The sequence below is a fragment of the Azotosporobacter soli genome (genome assembly GCF_030542965.1).
GTDB lineage: Bacteria > Bacillota > Negativicutes > SG130 > SG130 > Azotosporobacter > Azotosporobacter soli.
Map to the genome: position 1 here is coordinate 26368 of NZ_JAUAOA010000012.1, position 11264 is coordinate 37631.

Consider the following 11264-nt stretch of genomic DNA (forward strand, 5'->3'; position numbering starts at 1 on the left):
GCCCGGCCAGTCGGCCCGGCATAAGACGGGGTTTTCTTGCTATATGTCCAGATTTCGGACGGTATGGGCATGGTCTTCGATAAATTTGCGCCGCGGCTCTACCTTGTCTCCCATCAAAATGGAGAAAATTTGGTCTGCTTCGGCCGCATCTTCCAGCTTGACCTGCAGCACAGTCCGCGCTTCCGGGTTCATCGTCGTATCCCATAATTGTTCGGGATTCATTTCTCCAAGGCCTTTATAACGCTGAACATTCATATTGTCCCGGCCGATCCGAGCCAAGAGTGTGTTCAATTCATCGTCGCTGTACAAATACCAGCTCTCGCGACCTTTTTTAACCAAATAGAGAGGCGGTTGCGCGATATAGATTTTGCCGCTTTCCAATAACGGCATCATATAGCGATAAAAGAAGGTCAAAAGCAGTGTCCGGATATGCGCTCCGTCCACGTCGGCGTCCGTCATGATGATGATTTTGCCGTAACGGGCCTTTTCGACATTGAAGTCATCGCCGATGCCGCAGCCGAAAGCCGTGATCATCGTCCGAATCTCTTCATTGTTCAGGATCTTGTCAAGACGCGCTTTTTCCACGTTCAGGATCTTGCCTCTGAGCGGCAGGATTGCCTGAAAGCGACGATCCCGCCCCTGTTTCGCACTGCCGCCCGCGGAATCACCTTCGACCAGATAAATCTCCGTCTGTTCCGGATCTTTTATCGAACAGTCCGCCAGTTTGCCCGGCAACGAGCTGAATTCCAGTGCATTCTTACGCCGCGTCAATTCGCGCGCTTTACGCGCGGCTTCCCGGGCGCGCGATGCCATGATCGCTTTTTCGATGATTTTCTTGATCACAACCGGATTTTCTTCAAAAAACTCATTCAAGCCTTCGCTGACCAAACCATCGACAATACCGCGTACTTCGCTGTTGCCGAGCTTCGTCTTCGTCTGCCCTTCGAACTGCGGTTCCTGCACTTTGACGCTGATGACCGCAGTCAGACCTTCGCGAATATCATCGCCGCTCAAATTTTCTTCATTCTCTTTGAGAATGTTGAATTTGCGCGCATAATCGTTGATCGCCCTGGTCAGAGCGATTTTAAAACCGCTCAGATGCGTGCCGCCTTCATGCGTGTTGATATTATTTACAAAGCTGTAGATATTTTCGACATAGCTGTCATTGTACTGGATCGCCACTTCGACCATCGTCGTATCCCGCAAACCTTCGACATAGATCGGTTTGGCATGCACAGCCTCTTTATTCTGGTTAAGATATTCGACGAACGAGCAGATGCCGCCCTCATAGAAAAACTCGCGGCTATCACCGTTTCGTTCATCGGTCAGCAATATCGTGACGCCTTTATTCAAAAAAGCCAGTTCTCTGAGACGTTGCTTTAATATATCAAAGCTGTACACGGTTTCTTCAAAAATCGTGTCGTCCGGCCAAAAAGTAACTTTTGTCCCGGTCTCTTCGGTATCGCCGATTACGGTCAATGGCTCTGACGTATAACCCCGCTCAAACGCGATCGTATGAATCTTGCCGCTGCGCTTGACCTCTACCTCCAGACGGGTGCTGAGCGCGTTGACGACCGATACGCCGACGCCATGCAAACCGCCCGACACTTTATAGCCTTCGCCGCCGAACTTACCGCCGGCATGCAAAATCGTCAAAACGACCTCGACCGCCGGTTTTCCCGTTTCATGCATATCGACAGGAATGCCGCGACCATTGTCCGTAACGGTAATCTGATTATCCTTGCCGATCGTAACCGTTACCCGATTGCAGTAACCAGCCAAGGCTTCATCGATGCTGTTGTCGACCACTTCGTACACCAAATGGTGCAAACCGCGGGCAGACGTACTGCCTATATACATACCTGGCCTCTTACGCACAGCCTCCAGACCTTCCAAGACCTGAATCTGGTTGGCGCCATAATTGCCGCTGACTGTCATATCATCATCAAAACTCATACTTAACCTCCACGTTACGCTTCGTCATGTTCCAAGCCATTCAAGTGATGCGCCCTTTTTTTAAGCGTCAATGCCGAAATAGCCGACAGATACACCAGACCGTCGGTTATCACAAAGCTTTTCGGTTGATTGTCGGAAACATCCACTACCTTATCTTTTTCCCGCATATTCTTGATAAAAATTCCGTTCGCCTTAGACTGCGTATGCTTCAAATCATTTATGGCGATTACTTCGCGCAGGGGAACCACCGTATCCGCTCCCAGGTGTAGAAACATCTTTCTTTTTCCTCCTGAATCCATCCAGAACTTTTTGAATCGCGCCTTCGGTAATATTTTCCGGTTTTGCGCCGGTTTTTATCATCAGATAACTGCTTACCGTCATTCGATCCGTATCGCCATGATATAAGGCGCTAGCCAATCTGGACAGCGTTATTTCGCAAGCTGCTTGATATTCCTGACGGCTGCAGGCCAGCTGCTCGGCCGCCTCCGCATAGCGAAGCCAGGGTATTTCTCTAAGCATTTCCAGCAATCGTACGACCATACCTTCACGCTTATGAAGATTGCAGGTGGTGCAAAGCGCATCTTGCGGCGGACATAATGCATCGCAGGCGCTGCACTTATGCCAGCTTTTTTCTTTTCGCAACTTGCGTAAAGCAAGTTCCTTGCGCAAAATTCGGGTCATCTTGCGGCGTAAGGCAGGATCCGCAGTGCTTTTCACCGTTTCTTCCAACCAAGCGCGCTCCCCTGTGGATAAACGAACTTGCCATAAAGCAGGTATTTCCTGCACTGGGGATAACTCTCCGTCTTGTTGCTTATTCTGGCTATCTTTAAAATATCCTGCTTTGAATCGAATATCTTCGATAAGTTTTTCACCGATCAACTCATTGGCCTTGGCGATCATTTCCCTTTTCATCATCGACAAATGATGTCCCCAGACCGGGCTGTCCACTTCGACCAACACCACGCCGCGCTGAACAGAAAGCGCCCTGCAATGCACCGCATTTTCGCAGCCGACAATCTCAGGCCAGCGCATAACGACGACATGGCCGTTAAAATCTTTTGTCATTCCCATATGACGGATCGTCGCCGGAATCAGATCTTTCAGACCTTTCATCATGTTTTTCATGCTTTCGTAACCCGCCCTTGTACAACCTGATAGTAGCAGCTATTGAAATTTTTCGGGAAATACGCCTCATCGGTAGCCGAAATAAAGGTTTGAATCCGGTCTTTGATAAAAGCCAATAAATGTTCACGCCGGCTTTCATCGAGCTCGCTCATTACATCATCAAGTAATAATACCGGATATTCGCCCGTCTCCGATTTTATATATTCCAGCTCAGCCAGCTTCAGCGACAACGCTCCGGTTCGTTGCTGCCCCTGCGAACCGAAGGAACGCAGCGCAACATTATTGACCAAAAGCGTCAGATCATCGCGGTGCGGTCCGACTCCGGTGCTGCCGCGAAAGACATCCTGCCTTCTTCCCTCCAGCAATGCTTTCTCATAAGCCGCCGGAGAAAGATCGCCTTCTCCGATGCCTGAGAGCTGATATTGAACCTGAAGATTCTCCTGGTTCGCGGTGATTTTACGATGCATCAGGTTCGCCAGCATCGCCAATTTTTTTACCGCTTCCAGCCTTTTCCCCACGATGGAGGCGGCCGCCTTTGCCAACTGCGGATCCCAGCTGTCGAGCAGTTCTTCTTTTGCCTTGCGTTCGCGTATCTTTTTCAGCAGATGATTACGCTGGCCTAAAATACGATTATAGGACAACAGTTGCTGGTAATAATAAGGACTCGCCTGTGAAATCTCACCATCGAGAAAACGGCGCCGCAGAACAGGCGCTCCTTTGACCAGCATCAAATCTTCCGGCGCGAATAATACCGCATTGAACATCCCGACGATGTCCTTCGCCTTGATCTTATGCCCGTTATGAAAACAGCTTTTGCCCTTACTTGGCAAAAATTGAATCCTCAGTTCCTGTTCAACGCCCATACGGGAAAACAGTACCTGTATGGCGCCGCCGTCTTGCTCCCAGCGAATCATTTCTTCATCGCTGGAAGTGCGGTGCGATCTTCCCAAGGCACTGTAATAAAGGGCTTCGATGATATTCGTCTTTCCTTGTGCATTATTGCCCAGCAGGATGTTGATACCGGCGGCCGGGCTTAATTCCAACACGTCATAGTTACGAAAATTCCGCAGGATCAATTGCTGAACCTTCATACGTCCTCACTCCGCTGCAACAAGCCAAGTTCCCTCTTCCTGAATTGAAACCACATCTCCGGGTATCAATTTCTTACGTTTTTGCGTGGCAAGCTGACCATTGACCATGATAATACCGGCTTCAATGAGAATTTTAACCTGACCGCCGCTCTCTACGACGCCGGCCCATTTTAAAAATTGATCCAACTGAATATCGGGCGTGTTAATGATTATTTTTTCCATATCAATTCGTCCTTACCGGGGTGACGATATAGTCGTAACTCGTATCATCCAGCGGCCTTATACTGGCTGCGCTGAGCGGCGTGTTCAGTGAAAAAAGCAAAGTATCACAATCTACATTTTTCAAAATATCGGTCACATAGCGCGCATTGAAAGCAATTTCGACATCACTGCCTTCGAGCTTGATCGCCACCGCTTCATAGGCTTTGCCGACATCCGGGTTGTTGGAGGTTATGACGACTTCACCGTCTTTGAACGACATCTTGATGACGTTATAATCGCCGTCTTTTGCCAATAACGATACCCGTTCCACCGCAGACTGAAACGCATCTGCCGGTAATTGGGCATGCGTTGCAAAGCTTTCGGGGATAACCCGGTTATAGTCCGGAAATTGTCCTTCGATCAGTCGGGAAATAATATAAACATCGTTAAAGGCAAACGAAACCTGATTGTGACGGTAGGAAAGAGTCACATCGGTCGGGATATCGTCAACCAGCAAACGTGCCAGTTCCGTAAGAATTTTCCCCGGAATGATCATTTTGAAAGAAGCCGTGACCTGATCAAGCTTGTCATGCTTGATCGAAAGACGATGCGTGTTTGTCGCGACCATCGTCACCTTGTCCTCACTGACCTCAAGCAATGCACCGGTGAAGATGGGCCGTGCTTCGTCCGTAGAACAAGCGAAGACCGTTCTTTTGATCAGTTCTTTGAGTACGTTATCTTTAACCGTCATCGTTGTATCGGTTTGCAGCGGTTTTAAAACAGGAAATTCTTCCGCCGGCAGATTCAATAAATTGAATTGGGCAGGGCCTGCGGTAATCGTCATAGTCTTCGTATCTTCACTGGAGACCAGATTCACGCTGTCGCCGGGAAGCTTGCGTACCATTTCCTGAAAATAACGGCCGGACAATACTGTCTTGCCTTCTTCGTGGACCTCCGCATCAATGACGCAGCTGATGCCTATTTCATAATCAGTAGCCTGCAGTTCCAGGCGGCCTGCTCTGGCTGCAAGATAAATACCGGTCAGTATGGGCATGGGCGTCTTGCTGGCAATCGCTTTTTGCACCGTTTGCACCGCTTGCTGTAGAGCGTCTTTTTTACAGGTGATATTCATGCGTGACCTCCGATCATGTTCGCTTATTACGGGGTTATATATATAAGTAAAAAGATAGTCGTAATAGTCGTAGGGCCTGTAGATATGTTGATAAGCCATTAGGCGGGAAGAAATACAACGGCAGAAGCATGTGCATAAACTGTTGGCAAACTAGAGACCACTTATCCACAAATCCACAGAAAAAAATGTGGAAAATGTTATTAACATATGGCTGACAGGATATGCTATGGCTTACCCACAGAGTTATACCGTTAGGAGTTTTCTATTTTAGCGATCAGATCTTTGATTGTCGTACCTAATTTCGGATCGGCTATTCGTTCACGGGCAATTTTGTCATGGGCGTGAATGACCGTTGTATGATCGCGTCCGCCGAACATCTCGCCGATGCGCGGCAGGGAGGTTTCGGTTAGTTCGCGGGCCAGATACATTGCAATCTGTCTTGGATAGGCGACATTGCGCGTCCGTTTCTTGGCCAGCAATTCCTCTTGTCTTACCTTGAAGTAGGTACCTATGACCTCCTGGATCAATTCAATTGTTATTTGTTTCGGCTTGCCGTGCGGGAAAATATCTTTCAGCGCTTCGGTAGCCAAATCAATACTGATATCCTGACCGGTCAGGGAAGCATAGGCCATGACGCGGATTAACGCGCCTTCGAGTTCACGGATGTTGTTGTCGATGCGGCTGGCGATATAGACCATGACGTCATTTGAGACATTAAGGTTTTCGAGCATCGCCTTCTTGCGCAAGATCGCGATGCGCGTTTCAAGATCAGGCGGCTGGATATCGGTGATCAAGCCCCACTCGAAACGTGAACGCAGACGGTCTTCCAGCGTTTGAATTTCCCTTGGCGGTCGGTCACTGGAGATGATGATCTGTTTGTTCGCTTCATGCAAGGTATTGAAGGTATGGAAAAATTCTTCCTGCGTATGTTCTTTTTTCGAGAGGAATTGAATATCGTCCACAAGCAGGACGTCAATGTTGCGATATTTTTGCCGAAAACTTTCCGGATTGCCGTCGCGAATCGAATTGATCAGTTCATTCGTGAATTTTTCGCTTGATATATACATCAATTTCAAGTCAGGATGATTTTGCAGGATGCGATGCCCGATGGCATGCATCAGATGGGTTTTTCCCAGTCCTACGCCGCCGTAAACAAAAAAAGGATTATATGCCTGAGCCGGAGCTTCGGCGACGGCCAGCGACGCGGCATGAGCGAGGCGGTTGGAGTTGCCGATGACAAAGGTTTCAAATACGTATTTGGGATTTAAAATCGCGCGCGCATCATCAGAACCAAGTTGGGAAACAGGAAAAGACCGGCCTTCTTCAGAAGCTCGGGCAGGAGGAACCGGAGGCGGAAAAGAAGAGGGCGATTGACCGTAGGCATAAGCCGATGGCGCCGTGGAGGGAGGGGGAAGAGGAATATCGGCGGCGGCCATGGTCGTTTGCGCTTCATTTTTTTCGTCTTCAAGATCCAAATTGATGAATTCAACAACCAGCTGTTTGCCGGTAATGAAATTGACTGTTGCCGTAATGATCGGGAGATAGCGTGATTCAAGCCATTCCTTGATGATTCTTTTCGGCGTTCCGATGCGCAGCGCACTGTCACTGATGGATATAGGCGTGGTCGGCTTAAGCCAGGTATCAATGACGAGCTTGGACAATTCTTGTTCTAGTTTTTGTAAAACTTGTTCCCATATTATTGAGGCTTCTAAATTTTCCATATGGTCATTCCTTTCCAGGCTGTATGGTGCGAATAAAAATGATATTAACAGAAATAATGAACAAGGGGATAAGTTATCCACAGGTTTATACACAAGTGTTGATAAATATGGGGCGGTAATGCCTCGATAGCGAAAAAAAAAGACAACTGACGAAGACTAACAGAAGAAAAGAGGCCGGTGTTTACCGGGAATCGACTGTTTTTGCAAAGTTGTTGATAAAAATGTGAATAAATATTATATTATGTAGATAAGATCGAAATTTATGTGGATTATGGGGATAACTCGCAGGTTTTATATTAACAAAAAACGGGAGAGTTATCAACAATAATTTAGATAAATGGGAATAAGAATAGGAATGTTATCCACAAGTAAAACGAATAGCCTGCGCCAAGAGGCTTGACATGGTTTCCCGGCTGGTCTATAATCTGTAATAGTTAAAAACAAGGTATTGTACAGTGAGAATTCTGTGTGCTTTATTTAGTAAGGAGGTGGGAATACATGAAACGCACATATCAGCCAAATAATCTTTGGAAAAAAAGAACCCACGGTTTCCGTGAGCGTATGAAAACCAAAGGCGGTCGCCTCGTTCTGCAAAGAAGACGCGCCAGAGGCAGAAAGAAACTGTCTGCGTAGTAGGCCGATCCAAAAGGCCTTTCCGTGTCAATGAAATATAAATTGCCTAAGAGTGGGCGCTTGCATGATAACAGCCAATTTCAGACCGTCTACAGAACGGGACGATCTGTTGCCAATCGGATGGCTGTTCTTCATCTTGTTCCTAATGAACAGGCAATCAGTCGTATCGGGTTTGCCGCTGGCAAACGCCTGGGCAATGCGGTGGTGCGCAACAGGGTTAAACGTCTTTTGCGCGAAGCGTATCGCTTGCAACAGTTCCGGGTTAAACCGGGCTTTGATATGGTGTTAGTCGGTCGACAGGCTTTGATAGAGGCTGATTTGCAGAAAACGGTGAATGCTTTTTTGGATTTATGTCTTAGGGCAAAAATTTTGAACAAGTAGGCGGTATGACGATGAAACGGATATTCATAGTAGTAATTAATTTCTACCGTATATTCATTTCACCGCTCAAACCGCCTACTTGTCGTTTTGTGCCGACGTGTTCGCAGTATGCCATTGAAGCGATTGAAACTTACGGAGCATGGCGCGGAAGCAAGAAGGCTTTGGGGCGTATTTTGCGTTGCCATCCTTTTCATCCTGGCGGTTATGATCCGGTTTAGTTATAATAGATGAGTAATTAGAAATTGTTGAGGACGTGAGCAGTTTGATCGATTGGATATCCATTCCCCTGCAGCATTTGTTGACGCTGTGCTATGAATTAACCGGAAAACTCGGCTACGCGAATTATGGTGTGGCGATTATTTTGATTACCTTGATGATAAAGCTTGTTTTATATCCGTTAACGGTCAAACAGGTTAAATCAATGAAAGCGATGTCTGAATTGCAGCCTAAGATGAAAGAGATTCAGACCAAGTTTAAGGAAAATCCGGAAAAAATGAATAAAGAAATGGCGATGATGTATAAAGAATCCGGCGTCAATCCGTTATCGGGCTGTCTGCCGATGCTCGTGCAAATGCCGATTCTGATGGGCATCTTTTTCGCGATCCGTGATTTTACGTATGAGCAGACGCCTAGCTTTTTGTGGCTCGCTAATCTTTCTGACGCGGATCCCACCTATGTATTGCCGATCGTATCGGCGATAACGACTTATTTTTCGCAAAAACAAGTCACGGATACGAGCAACCAGCAAAGTAAGATGATGTTGATGTTCATGCCGCTCTTTATCGGCTATATCAGCATCACTTTCCCGGCGGGTCTTGTACTGTACTGGGTGGTAAGCAATATCTTCCAGATCATTCAGCAGTGGTTCATGTACAGAGGTACGGGAGCCAAAGCATAAGGGGAGGATCAGGGACACCATGAATTATGTGGAAAAGACCGGAAAAACCATTGAAGAAGCTTTGGAACTGGCCTTGGCAGAATTGCAAGTGCCGCCGGAGCGGGTCGACTATCAAGTGCTGGAAGAACCCAGTAAAGGATTGTTTGGTTTGATTGGTGGGCGCATGGCCAGAATCGGCGTGAAAGTGAAGCCGATTGATCCGATGGCCGTAGCCCGGGAATTCGTGATTCAGGTTTGTGAGGCGATGGGCCTTGCTATCGAGGTGGACCAGCTAACGAAAGAGGATCATACGGTTTTCAATATCCGCGGCGAGGGATTGGGCGTACTGATTGGCAAGCATGGACAAACGCTCGATGCGCTGCAGTATTTGACCAATTTGACTGCGAACCGTGATGCGGAAGAAAAAGTCAGAGTCATTCTTGATGTGGAACAGTATCGCCAGCGTCGTGCCGACACGTTGACGCGCCTGGCGCAGCGCCTGGCCGGCACGGTTAAGCGAAGCGGCGAGACGGTGGTTCTTGAACCGATGACGCCGAGCGAGCGCAAGATCATTCATATGGCGTTGCAAGAAGATTGGCGCGTTAGCACCTATAGCGAAGGGGAAGAACCTTTTCGCAAAGTGGTCATTGCCCTTAAAAATTGAACGAAGTGTTTAAAAACCCAGTAATAAGGTTTATTACTGGGTTTTATCCCTATTTTGCATGATAAGCGGGAGGAAGCTAGTATGTTCCAGGAAGATACCATCAGCGCCGTTGCTACGGCCGTAGGCGAAGGCGGCATAGGAATTATTCGTCTTAGCGGCGTTAATGCCGTAAAAGTGGCGGAAAATCTCTTCAAGCCGACGAACAAAAGTCCGGTCGCGCAGCTGGCCAGCCATCAGCTGACCTACGGAAAGGTCGTCGATTCGCTATCCGGTCAGGCGGTTGATGAAGCGATGCTTGTGGTCATGCGTTCTCCCCGCTCCTATACAAAAGAAGATGTCGTAGAGATTCATTGCCATGGCGGTCCCGTTCCTTTGCGGCGTACGCTCGAACTTACGCTGCGCCATGGTGCGCGTTTGGCGGAAGCCGGCGAATTCACGAAACGGGCCTTCATGAACGGTCGTCTTGACCTGGTGCAGGCGGAAGCGGTCATGGATCTGATCCGGGCCAAGAGCGATGCGTCGCTTAGCATGGCGCTCGGCCAGTTGCAAGGCAGTCTGTCGACCAAAGTAAAGGAAATGCGGCATGAAATCTTGGCGTTGATTGCGCATTTGGAAGCGACGATCGATTTTCCGGAAGAAGATATCGATGAGTTGACGACGCAAGAGGTACGCTCGCGTTTGACGGCTTTGCTCACGCAGATGGACCATTTACTGGCCGGTCGCAAGACGGGCCGTATTTTGCGCGAGGGCTTAGAGACGGTGATCATCGGCAAACCGAATGTAGGAAAATCGAGTCTCTTAAATGCGCTGTTGCGTGAACAGCGCGCGATTGTCACCGATATTCCGGGGACTACGCGCGACATCATCGAAGAAAGCGTCAGCATCCGTGGAATCCCGCTGAAGATCGTCGATACGGCAGGGATTCGCGAGACGAAAGATATCGTCGAAAAAATTGGCGTGGAGCGTGCACGCGCGCTGATCGAGAAGGCCGATCTGATCTTGCTGCTGCTCGATGCGTCGGCGCCGCTGACGGACGAAGATAAAGAAGTGCTGCGATTGCTCGAAGGCAAAGAGGCGATGATTATCCTGAATAAGAGCGATTTGCCGCCGCTTTGGCAAGAGACGGATTTGCAGCAGGAAATAGCGGGTAAAAAAATATTGAAGCTGTCGGTGCTTGACGGCAGCGGGCTAGACGAACTCGAAGAGGCGATCGTCAAGCTGGTTTACAGTGGCGCGGTCAGCCCGAAGGAAAATGCGTTTTTGCAGAATGTTCGCCAGGCTGATTTGCTGGAAAAGGCGAGCGAACAGGCAAAGGATGCGCTCAGGACGATCGATGCCGGCTTGCCGCCGGATTTTGTCGTGGTCGACCTGCGTTCCGTTTGGGAAAGTCTGGGCGAGATTACCGGCGATACCGTGGGCGAAGATATCATCCAGCAGATTTTCAGTCAGTTTTGTATCGGGAAGTAGTTTTCTTGAGGTAAGG

The 11264-nt window shown here is 48.5% G+C and carries 13 protein-coding genes; 6 read left to right on the plus strand and 7 right to left on the minus strand.

The features are described 5' to 3' along the window. Window positions 1-39: 39 nt before the first annotated feature. From gyrB to dnaA, 7 genes are all read right to left on the minus strand, one after another. Window positions 40-1956, minus strand: coding sequence for a DNA topoisomerase (ATP-hydrolyzing) subunit B (gene gyrB / locus QTL79_RS11380; RefSeq protein WP_346355089.1), 1917 nt, complete (start codon window positions 1954-1956; stop codon window positions 40-42). A gap of 14 nt (window positions 1957-1970) precedes the next feature. Then, on the minus strand, window positions 1971-2231 hold the full coding sequence (gene remB, locus QTL79_RS11385) for an extracellular matrix regulator RemB (RefSeq protein WP_346355090.1): 261 nt from the start codon (window positions 2229-2231) through the stop codon (window positions 1971-1973). Continuing rightward, window positions 2170-3081, minus strand: a complete 912-nt coding sequence (locus tag QTL79_RS11390; protein ID WP_346355091.1) for a DciA family protein — start codon at window positions 3079-3081, stop codon at window positions 2170-2172. Before QTL79_RS11390 ends, remB begins: the two co-directional genes overlap by 62 nt. Beyond that, window positions 3078-4172, minus strand: coding sequence for a DNA replication/repair protein RecF (gene recF / locus QTL79_RS11395; RefSeq protein ID WP_346355092.1), 1095 nt, complete (start codon window positions 4170-4172; stop codon window positions 3078-3080). The genes QTL79_RS11390 and recF overlap by 4 nt, the downstream gene beginning before the upstream one ends. Window positions 4173-4178: 6 nt before the next feature. Then, a complete protein-coding gene (locus QTL79_RS11400) occupies window positions 4179-4394 on the minus strand; it encodes an RNA-binding S4 domain-containing protein (protein WP_346355093.1) in 216 nt (71 codons plus the stop codon). Window position 4395: 1 nt separating this feature from the next. After that, window positions 4396-5505 (minus strand): DNA polymerase III subunit beta, encoded by a 1110-nt coding sequence (gene dnaN / locus QTL79_RS11405; RefSeq protein ID WP_346355094.1) that lies wholly within the window; start codon window positions 5503-5505, stop codon window positions 4396-4398. Between the two features lie 251 nt (window positions 5506-5756). Continuing rightward, window positions 5757-7226 carry a chromosomal replication initiator protein DnaA gene (gene dnaA, locus QTL79_RS11410; RefSeq protein WP_346355095.1) on the minus strand — a complete coding sequence of 490 codons (1470 nt, stop codon included), beginning with the start codon at window positions 7224-7226 and terminating at the stop codon, window positions 5757-5759. A gap of 498 nt (window positions 7227-7724) precedes the next feature. Here dnaA and rpmH point away from each other — a divergent pair, with 498 nt between their 5' ends. The 6 genes from rpmH to mnmE all read left to right on the plus strand — a co-directional run bounded on the left by rpmH (window position 7725) and on the right by mnmE (window position 11248). Continuing rightward, complete coding sequence (gene rpmH, locus QTL79_RS11415) at window positions 7725-7859, plus strand: 50S ribosomal protein L34 (protein WP_346355096.1); 135 nt, start codon at window positions 7725-7727, stop codon at window positions 7857-7859. 30 nt (window positions 7860-7889) lie between these two features. Beyond that, on the plus strand, window positions 7890-8240 hold the full coding sequence (rnpA, locus tag QTL79_RS11420; RefSeq protein ID WP_346355146.1) for a ribonuclease P protein component: 351 nt from the start codon (window positions 7890-7892) through the stop codon (window positions 8238-8240). Between the two features lie 11 nt (window positions 8241-8251). After that, window positions 8252-8458, plus strand: coding sequence for a membrane protein insertion efficiency factor YidD (gene yidD, locus QTL79_RS11425; RefSeq protein ID WP_346355097.1), 207 nt, complete (start codon window positions 8252-8254; stop codon window positions 8456-8458). A gap of 44 nt (window positions 8459-8502) precedes the next feature. Further along, entirely contained in the window at window positions 8503-9138 is a 636-nt protein-coding gene (locus QTL79_RS11430; RefSeq protein ID WP_346355098.1) for a YidC/Oxa1 family membrane protein insertase, read from the plus strand. A 19-nt stretch (window positions 9139-9157) separates the two neighbouring features. Beyond that, on the plus strand, window positions 9158-9781 hold the full coding sequence (gene jag, locus QTL79_RS11435; RefSeq protein ID WP_346355099.1) for an RNA-binding cell elongation regulator Jag/EloR: 624 nt from the start codon (window positions 9158-9160) through the stop codon (window positions 9779-9781). Window positions 9782-9862: 81 nt separating this feature from the next. Then, on the plus strand, window positions 9863-11248 hold the full coding sequence (gene mnmE / locus QTL79_RS11440) for a tRNA uridine-5-carboxymethylaminomethyl(34) synthesis GTPase MnmE (protein ID WP_346355100.1): 1386 nt from the start codon (window positions 9863-9865) through the stop codon (window positions 11246-11248). The last annotated feature ends 16 nt before the right edge of the window (window positions 11249-11264 follow it).